Here is a 14,013-nt window from a genome sequence, read left to right as displayed (position 1 = left end):
CATGCCCAGCAAGAAGACGGACGCCCCCAAGCACAGCGAGGCTGCGGGCAACCAGAGCCCAGACAAGGCCAACACCAACGCCAAGCTGCAGAGCCTGGAGGCCGACCGCAGTGACGCCACTGGGCAGGCGCTGCGCACCAACCAGGGTGTGCGCATCTCCGATAACCAGAACACGCTCAAGGCTGGCCCCCGTGGGCCCTCGCTGCTTGAAGACTTCATCATGCGCGAGAAGATCACCCACTTTGACCACGAACGCATCCCTGAGCGTATCGTTCATGCCCGCGGCACGGGCGCCCATGGCTATTTCCAGAGCTATGGCTGCCATGCCGAACTGACCAAGGCGGGTTTCCTGCAGGACCCTGAAAAGATCACCCCGGTGTTCGTGCGCTTCTCTACCGTGCAGGGCCCACGCGGCTCGGGCGACACGGTCCGCGACGTGCGCGGTTTTGCCGTGAAGTTCTACACCGACGAAGGCAATTTCGACCTGGTGGGTAACAACATGCCGGTGTTCTTCATCCAGGACGCCATCAAGTTCCCTGATTTCGTGCATGCGGTTAAGCCCGAGCCGCACAACGAAATGCCGACCGGCGGCTCGGCCCACGATACCTTCTGGGACTTCGTGTCGCTGGTGCCAGAATCGGCGCACATGGTCATCTGGGCCATGTCCGACCGGGCCATCCCGCGCAGCCTGCGCATGATGGAAGGCTTCGGCGTGCACACCTTCCGCCTGGTCAACGCCGAGGGCGTGGCCAGCTTCGTGAAGTTCCACTGGAAGCCAAGCGAGGGCGTGCATTCGGTGCTGTGGGACGAGGCACAGAAGCTGGCGGGCAAGGATACCGACTACCACCGCCGCGACCTGCGCGAAGCCATCGAAACCGGGCACTACCCTGAGTGGGAGCTGGGCGTGCAGATCGTGCCGGAGGCCGATGAGCACAAGTTCGACTTCGACCTGCTGGACCCGACCAAGCTCATCCCCGAAGAGTTGGTGCCCGTCACACCGCTGGGCAAGATGGTGCTGAACCGCAACCCGGACAACTTCTTTGCCGAGGTCGAGCAGGTTGCATTCTGCCCAGGCCACATTGTGCCGGGCATCGACTTCACCAATGACCCGCTACTGCAGGGGCGCCTGTTCTCCTACACCGATACCCAGCTCAGCCGCCTGGGTGGGCCGAACTTCCACCAGATCCCGATCAACCGCCCGGTTGCGCCGTTCCACAACAACCAGCGCGATGCCATTCACCAGCACATCGTGCACAAGGGCCAGGCCTCCTACGAGCCTAATTCCATCGATGGGGGCTGGCCGAAGGAAACCCCGCCGGGCGCCCGTGACGGTGGCTTCGAGAGCTACCAGGAACGCATCGATGCGCACAAGATTCGCCAGCGCAGCGACTCGTTTAGCGATCACTTCTCCCAGGCGCGTCTGTTCTTCCAGAGCATGAGCCCGACCGAGCAGCAGCACATCATCAAGGCTTACAGCTTTGAACTGGGCAAGGTCGAGCGTGAGGCCATTCGCGCACGTCAGGTGAATGAGATCCTGGCCAACATCGACCTGAAATTGGCGGCAGCAGTTGCCGAGAACCTCGGCCTGCCCGCCCCCAAGGCCGGCACGGTCCAGGTCAAGGGCAGCAAGCAGGCGACGTCGCCTACGCTTAGCCAGATGAACCTGCCGGGCAAGGTGGGCATCAAGGGGCGCAAGATTGCCATTCTGGTGGCCAATGGCGTAGATGCGGGCAGTGTCGACAAGCTGGTCAAGGCACTGGAAGCCCAGAGTGCCCGCCCAATGCTGCTGGGGCCGACTTCGGCGCCGGTGAAAGCCGCAGACGGCAAGCAGTTGCCGGTGGATGCGTCGATGGAGGGCATGCCGTCGGTGATGTTCGACGGCATTATCGTGCCGGCGGGCAAAGCCTCTGGTGATGCGCTGGCTGGCAGCGGCGTGGCCAAGCACTTCCTGCTTGAAGGTTACAAGCACCTGAAGGCCATGGTGCTGACCAAGGAGCTGCTGGCAACGCTTGGCCTCAAAGAGGACAAGGGGCTGCTGACAGGCGATGACCAGAAAACCGTGGACGCGTTCGTCAAGGCGGTAGAAGGGCACCGTGTCTGGGAGCGTGAAGCGGCAGCCGAGGCTGTGCCAGCCTGACCGCCCAGCCCGTGGCCGGCGACCTTTCTCGCCGGCCTGCTGGCGGGGCCTACAGCGTTATTGCTGGTGTGGAACCAGAACCACCTGCGCCGGCAATGCACGCTGGATCTCATGCTTGAGCTTCAGGTTGTACCCGCTGTCCAACTTGTGCACACGCTTTTCAAGCAGGTGCTTGAGCCACGGTGCATCAGCGCTGCGGGGCACCTGGAACACCACTTCGCATCGGTAGTTGACGACGTCCTGGGCGATATCGTCCAGCTGGTGACGCATAGCGCCAATATCCGTGGTTTTCAACGCAACGACCGTGCTGGGCGCTGTCGGGTCGATCAGCCGTGCCTTGGGCTTGGCTTCGGCCGCCTGCAGCGCAGCCTCGGCCTTGGCCAACTCGGCTTTACGCGCTTGCGTCAACGGGTCCCCACCGATCACGGCAGGTGCCTGGGGCATCAATGCGCGGGCCCTGGCCAGTGCCGTGGCAGCGGCATTCACGTCACCTTTCTGCAGCACGATCTGGCTGCGTTGCAGATAGGCTTCGGCCAGCTGGCGCTGGAATTGCTCGATACGCGCGTCACCTGGCGCCTGCGCTTGCAGCGCGGCCAACTGGTCTTCGGCGGTGGCCAGCTCATTGCTGGCAATATTTTGTTGCAACTGCTGCCAGGCATCGGCTTGGGCAGGTGCGGTGGCCTGTTCTACTGGGGCATGGGAACAGGCGGCCAGAAACAGGGAAAACGCGGCAACAAGCAGACAACGGGAGGCAAACGGCTTCATTCCTGCGACTCTCTATTTGCGCAAAAAGCGAGCAAGTCTACACCCAGGTGCGCACGCTCGAAAACAGGTCTTACAGACCCTTCACTTCGCCCAAGGTTGCAGAGGCAGCCCCGGCACGCCGGTTTTTCACCGTTTTGGCAGTGCCAGGCTCAGCAAGAATAGCATTGCAGCGCACACCACGATGGAGGGGCCGGCAGGGGTATCCTTGAACCAGGACAGCGCCAGGCCGCCGCAAACCGCGGTGACGCCCAGCAGGCTGGCCCCTAGCGCCATCTGCTCGGGGGAGCGGGCGTGACGCTGCGCCGCAGCTGCCGGAATGATGAGCAATGAGGTGATCAGCAGCACCCCGACGATCTTCATGGCCACGGCGATGACCACGGCAATCAGCAGCATCAGCGCCATGCGCAGGCCGGCGACGGGCAGGCCTTCGACCATGGCCAGCTCTTCATGCACAGTCACGGCCAGCAATGGCCGCCACAGCACCGCGAGCAGCACCAGCACCAGGGCGCTGCCGCCCAGGATCCAGGCCAGGTCGGTGGGGCTGATGGCCAGCAGGTCGCCGAACAGATAACCCATCAGGTCGATGCGCACGTCATGCATGAAGCTCAGCACCACCAGCCCCAACGACAGCGTGCTGGGTGCGAGAATGCCCAGCAAGGTGTCGGAGGCCAGTGGCTGACGCTGCTGCAAGGTGACCAGCACAATGGCCAACAGCAGGCAGCCCACGGTCACTGCCAGCGCCGGGCTTACATCCAGGGCAAAGCCCATGGCCACGCCGAGCAGCGCTGCGTGTGACAGGGTGTCCCCGAAATAGGCCATGCGCCGCCAGACCACGAACGAGCCCAGCGGCCCGGCCACCAGTGCCAGGGACAAGCCGGCAAGCAGGGCGTAGAGAAGAAAATCAGCCATGCTTGCAGTGCGCTCCATGAACAGGGTTGCCAGGGGCGACCACGGAGCCGTGCAAGTCATGGCTGTGGTCGTGATGGTGGTGGTAGATGGCAAGGCTTGGCGCGGTCTGGCCGAACAGTTCGACGAACGCCGGGTCGCCGCTGACCTGTTCCGGGTGGCCCGAACAGCAGACATGGCGGTTCAGGCACACCACCTGGTCGGTGGCGCTCATCACCAGGTGCAGGTCGTGGGACACCATCAGCACACCGCAGCCGAGGCGATCGCGCAGCCGGGTGATGAGGTTGTACAACTCGGTCTGGCCGACCACGTCCACGCCCTGTACCGGCTCGTCCAGCACCAGCAGCTGTGGCTCGCGCAGCAGGGCACGGGCCAGCAGCACGCGCTGCATCTCGCCACCGGACACGGTCTGGATCGGGCTGTCGATCACGTGCTGGGCACCCACTTCGTGCAACGCTGCCAAGGCGGCTGCCCGGTCAACACCCGGCACCAGGCGCAGAAAGCGCAGCACGGAGAGCGGCAGCGTGGCATCCACCTGGATTTTTTGCGGCATGTAGCCGATGCGCAGCTTGGGCCGGCGCCATACTGAACCGCGGTGTGGCTTGAGCAGCCCCAGCACGGCGCGTACCAGGGTGGTCTTGCCTGCGCCATTGGGGCCGATCAGGGTCACGATCTGGCCGGGTGCCACCGACAGGTCGATGCTGTCCAGCACGTTCTCCCCGCCGAAGGTGACGCCGACCTGCTCCAGGCGGATGAGCGCGTCGGTCATGCTGCGCTCCGGCAATTGCTGCACAGGCCCACCACTTCCACGGTCTGGTTCTCGACGGTAAAGCCGACGTGCCTGGCGCTGCCGATGATGGCGTCGCTGATGCTGTCCTGCTCCAGCTCGATGGCCACATGGCAGACGCGGCAGATCAGGAACTGGCTTTGGTGAGCGTGTTCCGGGTGGCTGCAGCCCATGAAGGCGTTGAGTGAGGCGATGCGGTGCACCAGGCCGTTTTCCAGCAGGAAATCCAGTGCACGGTACACGGTGGGGGGCGCCGCCCGGCGCCCGTCCTGTTCGCTGAGCACCGCCAGGATGTCGTAGGCACCCAGCGGCTTATGGCTTTGCCATACCAGCTCCAGCACGCGGCGGCGCAGTGCGGTCAGGCGCAGACCCTGGCGCGCGCACAGCGCGTCGGCTTCGGCCAGGGCGCTGTGTACGCAATGGGAATGATCATGGGGGCGGTTGGCCAGCGGCGTGATGGACATGGGCAGCGACGGTTCTGGACAGAGACGTTATTATGTTACCTGTTTTAGACGATTCGAGTACCTACCGTGTCCCGATTCCTGGCCCTGTTTGTCGCTTTCATCGCATTTTCAGCCCACGCCGACGTGCGTGTGCTGACCAGTATCAAGCCCCTGCAGCAGATTGCCGCAGCCGTTCAGGACGGGGTTGGCAGCCCTGAGGTGCTGTTGCCGCCCGGCGCCTCGCCGCACCATTACGCGCTGCGCCCTTCGGATGTGCGGCGTGTGGGTGATGCCGACCTGCTGTACTGGATCGGCCCGGACATGGAGGGCTTCTTGCCCCGGGTGCTGGGCAGCCGCAGCAAACCCACAGTGGCGGTGCAGTCGCTGGCGAACATGAAGTTGCGCCACTTTGGCGAGGACAGCCACTCCCATGACGCGGCCCAGGACGATCATGACCATGATCACCGCCCAGGCAGCCTGGATGCGCATTTGTGGTTATCGTCGGTCAACGCACGGGTGATTGCCGCGAAGATGGCCGCTGACCTTGCCCAGGTAGACCCTGCCAATGCTGCCCGTTACCAGAGCAACCTGAAGGCCTTTGATGGGCGCCTGGATGCCCTGGATGGCCGGATCAAGGCCCGGGTGGCGGGCGTAGCAGGCAAACCGTACTTTGTTTTCCACGAGGCGTTCGATTACTTCGAGGCGGAGTACGGCCTGAAGCACACAGGCGTGTTCAGCGTGGCTTCGGAGGTACAGCCCGGTGCGCAGCATGTGGCGGCCATGCGCACGCGGTTGCAGGAGGTGGGCAAAACCTGTGTCTTCAGCGAACCGCCCCTGCGCCCACGCCTGGCCGAGACCCTGACCGCAGGGTTGCCGGTGCGCTTGGCCGAGCTGGACGCGCTGGGCGGTACAGACCCGGTAGATGGTAAAGGGTATGAGCGCCTGCTGGAGAAGCTGGGCAATGACCTGGCCGGGTGCCTGGAGCAGTTGTAACCGTGCCATAACGCGCCATGCGCCGGAGGGGCGCAGGCGCGCGCGACCGCGTGTTTACAGCGCGAACGGCAAGTGCAGGCTCACCTGCTGACGCTGCGCCAGGCGCACCTCGAACTCACGCGGGTCATGGATCATCACGTCCATGCCGGCGAACGATTCAGCGGCAATCAGCCGCGACAACCAGAACCGCACGCAGCCTACCCGCAGCATCTCTGGCCACAGCTCGGCCTCGGCTGCCGTAAACGGTCGCAGCGCAGCATAGGCCGCCAGCAGTGCCTGGGCGCGTGGTGCATCGACGCCGCCCTGCTCGTTCAGGCACCAATCGTTCACCGTAATGGCCAGGTCGTAAAGCATCGGCCCCGAGCAGGCATTGTAGAAATCGATCACACCCGTCAGGTGGGTGCCCTCGAACATCACGTTGTCGCGGAACAGGTCGGCGTGCAGGTTGGCCCGGGGCAATGCCAAAATCTGTGCCTTGTGCAAAGCCATCTCGGCCAGTGCCGGCCTCAGCAGCGCAGCTTGCTCCGCGGTGAGGCGCGGTAGCAGCTCGGCCCCGGCGGCCTGCATCCAGTCCAGCCCGCGGTCGGTGCGGCGTTCGATGATGCGCTCGCGGGTAGCCAGGTGAATGTGTGCCAGCAATTCACCGACCTGGGCGCAGTGCTGGGCGTTGGGCGCCTTGATGTGCTTGCCCGACAACCTTGGCTGCAGCAGTGCCGGCTTGCCGCACAGCTCACGCAGGCCGTTGCCGTCACGGTCACGCACGGCATAGGGCACGGGCATGTCCGCGGCGTGCAGGGTGTCGAGCAGCTCGATGAAGAACGGCATGTCTTCGCTGGGCCCACGCTCGATCAGCGTCAGCACGAACTCCCCCTGTTCGAGGCTGACGAAGAAGTTGCTGTTCTCGGTACCGGCGGCGATGCCCTGGAAGTCGAGCAGGCGGCCCAGCTGGTAGGGCGCCAGAAAGGTTTCCAGCTCAGGCCGGGTCACGGGGGTGAAGACTGACATGATGAAAGATTGCCCATGCAGGCACTTCCGCCGGGAAGTGCCGGGTTGATGTGAACGGTGCGCGTCAGATTACCACTCGAAGATCTTCCAGCCCGGAATCAGCATGTCCGGTTGGTCGGAACGAATGAAATTGCCATCGGAGCCATCGGCGCGTACCAGAAAGTAAGGCTTGCCATGTTTCGGTGTGATCTTGATCGCATACAGGAAGCCGTTCTGGCGATATTCCTGGATGGTCTTGTCGCCTTCCGTGCGAATGGTCACCTCGGGATCGGCCGAGGGCGCGTCGTCCGCCGCCAGGGCTACGACAGGCGTGGTTGCCAACAGGCCGAGCAGTAACAGGCGATTGAGTGTACGCATGATAACCTAGTCCCTTTGTCGTCAATGATTCTGGCTATTCTAGCGCCGGACCCGTCGAAAAGGTTGATTCTGCACATGAGCCAAGCGCCCCTCGTCCTGGTGGACGGTTCCTCCTACCTGTACCGTGCCTTTCATGCGCTGCCGCCCCTGACCACGTCCAAGGGCATGCCGACTGGCGCGGTGAAGGGTGTGCTGAACATGCTCAAGAGCTTGCGCAGGCAGTACCCCGACAGCCTCTTTGCCGTGGTGTTCGACGCCAAGGGCGGCACCTTCCGCGACACCTTGTATGCCGATTACAAGGCCAACCGCCCGAGCATGCCTGACGACCTGCGGGTGCAGATCGAGCCCTTGCACGCCAGCGTCAAGGCCTTGGGCTACCCCCTGTTGTGCGTCGAGGGGGTGGAGGCTGACGACGTCATCGGTACCCTGGCCCGCAGCAGTGCCGCGCTTGGCCGGCCGGTCATCATCTCCACGGGCGACAAGGACATGGCGCAGCTGGTGGACGGGCACATTACCCTGGTCAACACCATGACCGGTAGTGTGCTGGACGTAGCTGGCGTGCATGAGAAGTTTGGCGTCGGGCCCGAGCACATCATCGACTTCCTGGCCCTGATGGGCGACAAGGTCGACAACATTCCAGGCGTACCGGGCGTAGGTGAAAAGACCGCCGCCGGCCTGCTGACCGGTATCGGTGGCGGGCTCAGCGAGCTGTACGCCAACCTGGACAAGGTACCCACCCTGGCCATCCGTGGCGCCAAGAGCCTGCCCGCCAAGCTTGAGGAACACCGCGACGCGGCGTTCCTGTCGTATGAACTGGCCACCATCAAGATCGACGTGCCGCTGGACATCGAAGTGGACGCCCTGGTGTGCGGCGAGCCGGACCGCGAGGCGCTGCTGGCGCTGTACACCGAGATGGAATTCAAGAGCTGGGTAGCCGATGTGCAGCGCGATGCCGCCCGCGCAGGTGATGAAGTAGCCCCAGTCCAAGCGCCGGCGGCGGTCGTCGAGGCAAAGTACGAAACCATCCTCGATCAGGCCCGCTTCGATGCCTGGCTGGAAAAACTGCGCAACGCGCCACTGGTCGCGTTCGACACCGAAACCACCAGCGTGGATGCCCAGCGGGCGCAGCTGGTGGGCATCTCGTTTGCCGTGGAACCCCACGAAGCCGCTTATGTGCCCTTTATGCACGACTACGAGGGGGCGCCCGCCCAGCTGGATCGCGAGGCCGTGCTGCTGGCACTGAAACCCCTCCTGGAAGACCCAACCAAGGCCAAGGTAGGGCAGAACGCCAAATACGATATCAACATCCTCGCCAACGGCTCGCCCGCCATCCACATGCAGGGTGTTGCCTACGACACCATGCTTGAGTCGTACGTGTTCAATTCCACCGCTACCCGGCACGACATGGACAGCCTGGCGCAGAAGTACCTGGGCCACACCACCATTGCCTTCGAGGACATCGCCGGCAAGGGCGCCAAGCAGCTCACCTTCAACCAGATCCACCTGGACAAGGCGGGCCCCTATGCGGCCGAGGATGCCGATATCACCCTGCGCCTGCACCAGGCCTTGCAGGCACGGCTGGCGCAAACCCCCGGTGTACAACCGGTGTTGATGGACATCGAAATGCCGCTGGTACCGGTGCTGGCCAAGATCGAGCGCCAGGGCGCCCTGGTGGACGCGGCCTTGTTGCAGGTACAAAGCGGTGAGCTGGGCGTGAAGATGGCCGAGCTGGAGCAACGCGCCTTCGAGCTGGCCGGTGAGCAGTTCAACCTCGGCTCGCCCAAACAGCTGGGGGCGATTCTGTACGACAAGCTGGGCATGCCGGTGTTGAGCAAAACCGCCAAGGGCCAGCCGTCCACCGCCGAGGCGGTGCTCGACGACCTGGCGATGCAAGGCTACCCCTTGCCTGAGGTGCTGATGCAGTACCGCAGCCTGAGCAAGCTCAAGAGCACCTACACCGACAAGCTGCCGGGGCAGATCAACCCGCGCACCGGGCGCATTCACACCTCCTACCAGCAGGCGGTGGCGGCCACCGGCCGTTTGTCGTCCAGCGACCCGAACCTGCAGAACATCCCCATTCGTACTGCCGAGGGCCGGCGCATCCGCCAGGCGTTCATCGCCAGCCCCGGCTACAAGCTGCTGGCTGCCGACTATTCGCAGATCGAGCTGCGCATCATGGCCCACCTGGCCAAGGATGAGGGCCTGCTGCATGCCTTCCAGAATGACCTGGACGTGCACCGGGCCACGGCGGCAGAGGTGTTTGGCGTGGCGCTCGAACAGGTGACCAACGACCAGCGCCGTAGCGCCAAGGCGATCAACTTCGGCCTGATCTACGGCATGAGCGCGTTTGGCCTGGCCAAGCAGATCGGCGTGGACCGCAAGCAGTCCCAGGACTACATCGACCGCTATTTCACCCGCTACCCTGGCGTGCTGGCCTACATGGAGCGCACCCGCGCCCAGGCGGCGGAGCAGGGCTTCGTCGAAACCCTGTTTGGCCGCCGCCTGTACCTGCCGGACATCAACGCCAAGAACCCCGCCCTGCGCAAAGGCGCCGAGCGGACGGCGATCAACGCCCCCATGCAGGGCACCGCCGCAGACATCATCAAGCGCGCGATGGTCAACGTGGACAACTGGCTGAGCGAGAGCGGGCTGGACGCACGGGTGATCCTGCAGGTCCACGACGAACTGGTGCTGGAGGTGCGCGAGGACCTGGTTGAACAGGTCAAAGATGAAATTCGCCTGCACATGAGCAACGCCGCGAAACTCGACGTACCCCTTCTGGTTGAAGCGGGTGTGGGCGCGAACTGGGACGAAGCGCATTGATCGAGCGGTTAAAACTCACGAGCCTCTGCGACTTATCGCCGCATGTCTGGATGCCGGCCACCTCGGTGGCCGATGGCGTTTCATGAAACAGCGCACAAATTGAAGCAGCGGTCAGGAACTTAAAGGGTGAATTGCGACTCAGAGGTCCTGAATGGCTGGTGAAGCCTTTCGATGCTCCTATGTTGTGTTAAGTGTTGGCAGATACCTGGACCCCGCCCTAGCGGTCCGGACTTGGACCCCGAACTTCCCCCTCCCCATACGAAGTCCGGGGTTTTTTTTGCCTGCGATTTGGCAAAGCGTTACACCGCAGGCTTGTCTTCCAGCTCCATCCAGCCGGCCAGCACGCGGTAGGCGTCTTCTACGCCCAGGCGCTTGGGCGCCGAGAACAGCTGGATGGTCACGCCATCGCCCCAGCCTTTTCTGATTTCCGACTGCACTTTCAGCAGGGTGTTCTTGGCCGCGCCGTGGGTCAGCTTGTCGGCCTTGGTCAGCAGGATGTGCATGGGCATCCTGCTGGCCTTGGACCAGTCGAGCATCATCTTGTCGAAGTCGGTCATGGGGTGGCGCACGTCCATCATCAGGATGATGCCGCGCAGGCACTCACGGCTGCCCAAGTAGGCCTCCAGGTGCTTCTGCCAGTGCTGCTTGAGCGGGATCGGCACCTTGGCATAGCCATAGCCCGGCAAGTCGACCAAACGCCGTTCATCGTCCAGACTGAAAAAGTTCAGCAACTGAGTGCGGCCCGGGGTTTTCGAGGTGCGTGCCAGGCTGGCGTGGGTCAGGGTGTTGAGGGCGCTGGATTTGCCGGCATTGGACCGGCCGGCGAAAGCCACCTCGTAACCCTGGTCGTCGGGGCATTGTTCGACCTTGGCGGCGCTGAGGGCGAATTGGGCTTTCTGGCACAGGCCGAGGATGGGGTTCTTGACTTGCATGGGATATCCGATGTGGGTGTTGCCGGGCTCGATTGGCCTGAGCCTGGCAAGCGGTGTCGTTTCCGTTTGGACGGCGGAAGTATATAATGCCCCAGTTTTTGTGTGCTCATTCTCCCAACGTAGGGGAACGGGCATGGGGTGTCGATCAATAGCTCGCGCAACAGAACGCAGCGCGGCCCCCAACCCTGAAGGTCGTTCCGCATGGCGAAATGGCTGCTTGCTGTCGGTATGTTTCTGCCGGTTTTCAGCGCACAGGCTACACAGGATCCCGAGGTGTTGTACAACCGCACGTGTGCGGCCTGTCACGCCGGGCAGTTGCCACAGGCGCCCAGGCAGGGCGACCGGGTAGCGTGGGAGCCAAGGCTGGCGCAGGGCATCGAGGTACTGGTAAGGCACGTGACCCAGGGTTTCAAGGCTATGCCGCCGCGTGGATTGTGCATGGACTGCAGTGCCGAGGACTACCGTTTGGTCATCCTTTGGATGAGTGGCAGTCCCGATACATAACATTTCACCCTTAGCCGTGTTGGATTAGCTGATGAACAAACTAGTCGTGAGTCTGCTGTTGACCCTGGGTGTCGCAGGTGCGGCCACTGCTGCACAACCTGTCATGGGCGATGCTGCCGCGGGCCAGGCCAAGACCGCCGTCTGTGGCGCCTGCCACAACCCCGACGGCAATAGCCTGGCACCGAACTTCCCGAAACTGGCTGGCCAAGGCCAGCGCTACCTCGAAAAACAACTGCACGATATCAAGTCCGGCAAGCGTACCGTGCTGGAGATGACCGGCATGCTGGCCGCTTTCAGCGACCAGGACCTGGCCGATATCGCCGCGTACTTCGCCAGCCAGAAAGGCAGCGTGGGGGCTGCTGACCCGGCGCTGGTCGAACGTGGCCGCGCACTGTTCAATGGCGGTGACCTCGACAAAGGCATGCCTGCCTGCACCGGCTGCCACTCCCCCAACGGCGCCGGTATTGCGCTTGCCGGCTTCCCGCACCTGAGCGGCCAGCACGCGCAGTACGTGAGCAAGCAGCTCACCGACTTCCGCGAAGGCAACCGCACCAACGACGGCGATGCCATGACCATGCGCACCATCGCCGGCAAGCTGAGCAACCATGACATCGAAGCCCTGGCCAGCTATATCCAGGGCCTGCATTAACATTCGGTTAATGTGGCCAGCCAATGATGAAAGGGCGGTGCGGCCGCCCTTTTTTTCGCCCGCAGCCGTTACACTACAGAACTTGAGCCCTTCCCGGCCTGTCTCAGTGCAGGTCGCGTCGCGGCGACCCATGACTGCTCAGGAGTAAAGCATGCGTAAACTGATTCTCAGCGCTGCGCTGGTCGCTGCCAGCGTATTCGGTATGACTGCCGTCCAGGCCGCAGAGCCTGTTGCCGGAAAGGAATATTTGGTGCTGAGCAACCCTGTTCCGGTTTCCTTCCCTGGCAAGATCGAAGTGGTCGAGCTGTTCTGGTATGGCTGCCCGCACTGCTATAGCTTCGAGCCGGTGATCAACCCTTGGGTGGAAAAATTGCCCAAGGATGTCAACTTCAAGCGTATCCCCGCCATGTTCGGCGGCCCGTGGGATGCCCATGGCCAGATGTTCCTCACCCTCGAAGCCATGGGTGTCGAGCATAAAGTGCATGCTGCGGTCTTCGATGCTATCCAGAACCAGCGCAAGCGCCTGACCGATCCACAGGACATGGCGGACTTCCTGGCGACCCAAGGCGTGGACAAGGACAAGTTCCTGGCCACCTTCAACTCGTTCGCCATCAAAGGCCAGGTCAACCAGGCCAAAGAGCTGGCGAAGAAGTACGAAATCACTGGCGTACCGAGCATGATCGTCAACGGCAAGTATCGCTTCGACCTGGGTACCGCCGGCGGCGCCGAGGCCGTACTGAACGTTGCCGACCAGCTGATCGACAAGGAGCGCGCCGCCAAGTAGGCGGCGCTACCATGCCCCGCTTCCGGTCCACGCGTGGCATTGGCCTGCACCAGCCGCAGGTCAACGAGCATCACCTGCAGGCCCCTGGCCTGCCCGAGGATGGTCGCCTGCGGCTGCTCAGCTTCAACATTCAGGTGGGCATCAGCACCGAACGCTACCGGCACTACCTGACCCGCAGTTGGCAACATCTGCTACCACACACCGGGCGGGCCGGTAACCTGCAGAAGATTGGCCAACTGCTCAGCGACTTCGACCTGGTGGCCTTGCAGGAAGCCGACGGCGGCAGCATGCGTTCGGGCTACATCAACCAGGTCGAGCACCTGGCGCAGTTGGGCGCTTTCCCCTACTGGTACCAGCAACTCAATCGCAACCTTGGCCGCTTTGCCCAACACAGCAATGGCGTGCTAAGCCGCCTGAAACCGCACCAGCTCGAAGACCACCCGCTGCCCGGCCCGGCCGGGCGGGGTGCCATTCTGGTGCGCTTCGGTGAGGGTGAGGATGCGTTGATCGTGGTCATGATGCACCTGGCGTTGGGTGCCAAGACCCGGGCCCTGCAGCTTGCCTATATCCGCGAACTGATTGGCGGTTATCGCCACCAGGTGTTGATGGGGGACATGAACACCCATGCCACGGACCTGCTCGAGCACTCACCGTTGCGCGACCTTGGCCTGCTTGCCCCGCAGGTGGAGGCCACGTTCCCCAGCTGGCGCCCCCAGCGTTGCCTGGACCACATTCTGCTCAGCCCCAGCCTGACGCTGGAGCGCGTGGAGGTGCTGGCCCAACCGATCTCCGACCACCTTCCGGTCGCTGTCGAGATCCGATTGCCTGATGCATTGACTGTGGATACGCTGCCGGCCTTGAGCTGAATCAACTGAAGCTGTGCATACCCTAAAGTGCCCGGGGTGTGCGCCGACAGTGTGTATCAGAC

The 14,013-nt window shown here is 63.2% G+C and carries 14 protein-coding genes; 7 read left to right on the top strand and 7 right to left on the bottom strand.

Annotated elements, in window-relative coordinates; translation table 11 throughout:
* Position 1: 1 nt before the first annotated feature.
* Positions 2-2,137 carry a catalase HPII gene (katE, locus tag PPA02S_RS01710; RefSeq protein WP_028633131.1) on the top strand — a complete coding sequence of 712 codons (2,136 nt, stop codon included), beginning with the start codon at positions 2-4 and terminating at the stop codon, positions 2,135-2,137.
* A 57-nt stretch (positions 2,138-2,194) separates the two neighbouring features.
* Here katE and PPA02S_RS01705 read toward each other — a convergent pair whose 3' ends face one another.
* The 4 genes from PPA02S_RS01705 to zur form a co-directional block, all read right to left on the bottom strand.
* Positions 2,195-2,902 carry a PA5502 family lipoprotein gene (locus PPA02S_RS01705; protein WP_028633130.1) on the bottom strand — a complete coding sequence of 236 codons (708 nt, stop codon included), beginning with the start codon at positions 2,900-2,902 and terminating at the stop codon, positions 2,195-2,197.
* A gap of 126 nt (positions 2,903-3,028) precedes the next feature.
* Positions 3,029-3,811: a zinc ABC transporter permease subunit ZnuB gene (znuB, locus tag PPA02S_RS01700; protein ID WP_028633129.1), complete on the bottom strand. Its 783-nt coding sequence runs from the start codon at positions 3,809-3,811 to the stop codon at positions 3,029-3,031.
* Positions 3,804-4,577 carry a zinc ABC transporter ATP-binding protein ZnuC gene (znuC, locus tag PPA02S_RS01695; RefSeq protein ID WP_028633128.1) on the bottom strand — a complete coding sequence of 258 codons (774 nt, stop codon included), beginning with the start codon at positions 4,575-4,577 and terminating at the stop codon, positions 3,804-3,806. Before znuC ends, znuB begins: the two co-directional genes overlap by 8 nt.
* On the bottom strand, positions 4,574-5,059 hold the full coding sequence (zur, locus tag PPA02S_RS01690) for a zinc uptake transcriptional repressor Zur (RefSeq protein WP_028633127.1): 486 nt from the start codon (positions 5,057-5,059) through the stop codon (positions 4,574-4,576). The genes znuC and zur overlap by 4 nt, the downstream gene beginning before the upstream one ends.
* A 66-nt stretch (positions 5,060-5,125) precedes the next feature.
* Between zur and PPA02S_RS01685 the strand changes: the two genes are divergently transcribed.
* Positions 5,126-6,031, top strand: coding sequence for a zinc ABC transporter substrate-binding protein (locus PPA02S_RS01685; protein WP_028633126.1), 906 nt, complete (start codon positions 5,126-5,128; stop codon positions 6,029-6,031).
* 54 nt (positions 6,032-6,085) lie between these two features.
* Here the strand turns inward: PPA02S_RS01685 and PPA02S_RS01680 are convergent, their stop codons facing one another.
* Positions 6,086-7,036 carry a homoserine kinase gene (locus tag PPA02S_RS01680; protein WP_028633125.1) on the bottom strand — a complete coding sequence of 317 codons (951 nt, stop codon included), beginning with the start codon at positions 7,034-7,036 and terminating at the stop codon, positions 6,086-6,088.
* A gap of 69 nt (positions 7,037-7,105) precedes the next feature.
* Positions 7,106-7,393, bottom strand: coding sequence for a DUF2782 domain-containing protein (locus PPA02S_RS01675; RefSeq protein WP_028633124.1), 288 nt, complete (start codon positions 7,391-7,393; stop codon positions 7,106-7,108).
* Positions 7,394-7,468: 75 nt separating this feature from the next.
* Between PPA02S_RS01675 and polA the strand changes: the two genes are divergently transcribed.
* A complete protein-coding gene (gene polA / locus PPA02S_RS01670) occupies positions 7,469-10,216 on the top strand; it encodes a DNA polymerase I (protein ID WP_028633123.1) in 2,748 nt (915 codons plus the stop codon).
* 299 nt (positions 10,217-10,515) lie between these two features.
* Here polA and yihA read toward each other — a convergent pair whose 3' ends face one another.
* Complete coding sequence (gene yihA / locus PPA02S_RS01665; protein ID WP_028633122.1) at positions 10,516-11,148, bottom strand: ribosome biogenesis GTP-binding protein YihA/YsxC; 633 nt, start codon at positions 11,146-11,148, stop codon at positions 10,516-10,518.
* A gap of 201 nt (positions 11,149-11,349) precedes the next feature.
* Here yihA and PPA02S_RS01660 point away from each other — a divergent pair, with 201 nt between their 5' ends.
* From PPA02S_RS01660 to PPA02S_RS01645, 4 genes are all read left to right on the top strand, one after another.
* Positions 11,350-11,652 (top strand): c-type cytochrome, encoded by a 303-nt coding sequence (locus PPA02S_RS01660; protein WP_028633121.1) that lies wholly within the window; start codon positions 11,350-11,352, stop codon positions 11,650-11,652.
* Positions 11,653-11,683: 31 nt separating this feature from the next.
* Positions 11,684-12,301 (top strand): c-type cytochrome, encoded by a 618-nt coding sequence (locus tag PPA02S_RS01655; protein WP_028633120.1) that lies wholly within the window; start codon positions 11,684-11,686, stop codon positions 12,299-12,301.
* 151 nt (positions 12,302-12,452) lie between these two features.
* The gene (gene dsbA, locus PPA02S_RS01650; protein ID WP_028633119.1) at positions 12,453-13,085 is read left to right on the top strand and encodes a thiol:disulfide interchange protein DsbA; all 633 of its coding nucleotides are present in this window, start codon (positions 12,453-12,455) and stop codon (positions 13,083-13,085) included.
* Between the two features lie 11 nt (positions 13,086-13,096).
* Complete coding sequence (locus PPA02S_RS01645) at positions 13,097-13,951, top strand: endonuclease/exonuclease/phosphatase family protein (protein ID WP_028633118.1); 855 nt, start codon at positions 13,097-13,099, stop codon at positions 13,949-13,951.
* The last annotated feature ends 62 nt before the right edge of the window (positions 13,952-14,013 follow it).

The sequence above is a fragment of the Pseudomonas parafulva NBRC 16636 = DSM 17004 genome, from assembly GCF_000730645.1.
In the GTDB taxonomy this organism is placed as follows: Bacteria; Pseudomonadota; Gammaproteobacteria; order Pseudomonadales; family Pseudomonadaceae; genus Aquipseudomonas; species Aquipseudomonas parafulva.
Note: the sequence above shows the minus strand (reverse complement) of the source record. Positions and strands in the feature narration are given on the sequence as shown.

What these genes read in the sequence shown, in the direction of transcription:
- zur (WP_028633127.1), bottom strand. Translation starts at nt 5,059, where the DNA reads ATGTCCATCACGCCGCTGGCCAACCGCCCCCATGATCATTCCCATTGC.
- dsbA (WP_028633119.1), top strand. Translation starts at nt 12,453, where the DNA reads ATGCGTAAACTGATTCTCAGCGCTGCGCTGGTCGCTGCCAGCGTATTC.
- PPA02S_RS01680 (WP_028633125.1), bottom strand. Translation starts at nt 7,036, where the DNA reads ATGTCAGTCTTCACCCCCGTGACCCGGCCTGAGCTGGAAACCTTTCTG.
- znuC (WP_028633128.1), bottom strand. Translation starts at nt 4,577, where the DNA reads ATGACCGACGCGCTCATCCGCCTGGAGCAGGTCGGCGTCACCTTCGGC.
- yihA (WP_028633122.1), bottom strand. Translation starts at nt 11,148, where the DNA reads ATGCAAGTCAAGAACCCCATCCTCGGCCTGTGCCAGAAAGCCCAATTC.
- znuB (WP_028633129.1), bottom strand. Translation starts at nt 3,811, where the DNA reads ATGGCTGATTTTCTTCTCTACGCCCTGCTTGCCGGCTTGTCCCTGGCA.
- PPA02S_RS01660 (WP_028633121.1), top strand. Translation starts at nt 11,350, where the DNA reads ATGGCGAAATGGCTGCTTGCTGTCGGTATGTTTCTGCCGGTTTTCAGC.
- PPA02S_RS01655 (WP_028633120.1), top strand. Translation starts at nt 11,684, where the DNA reads ATGAACAAACTAGTCGTGAGTCTGCTGTTGACCCTGGGTGTCGCAGGT.
- katE (WP_028633131.1), top strand. Translation starts at nt 2, where the DNA reads ATGCCCAGCAAGAAGACGGACGCCCCCAAGCACAGCGAGGCTGCGGGC.
- PPA02S_RS01675 (WP_028633124.1), bottom strand. Translation starts at nt 7,393, where the DNA reads ATGCGTACACTCAATCGCCTGTTACTGCTCGGCCTGTTGGCAACCACG.
- polA (WP_028633123.1), top strand. Translation starts at nt 7,469, where the DNA reads ATGAGCCAAGCGCCCCTCGTCCTGGTGGACGGTTCCTCCTACCTGTAC.
- PPA02S_RS01705 (WP_028633130.1), bottom strand. Translation starts at nt 2,902, where the DNA reads ATGAAGCCGTTTGCCTCCCGTTGTCTGCTTGTTGCCGCGTTTTCCCTG.
- PPA02S_RS01645 (WP_028633118.1), top strand. Translation starts at nt 13,097, where the DNA reads ATGCCCCGCTTCCGGTCCACGCGTGGCATTGGCCTGCACCAGCCGCAG.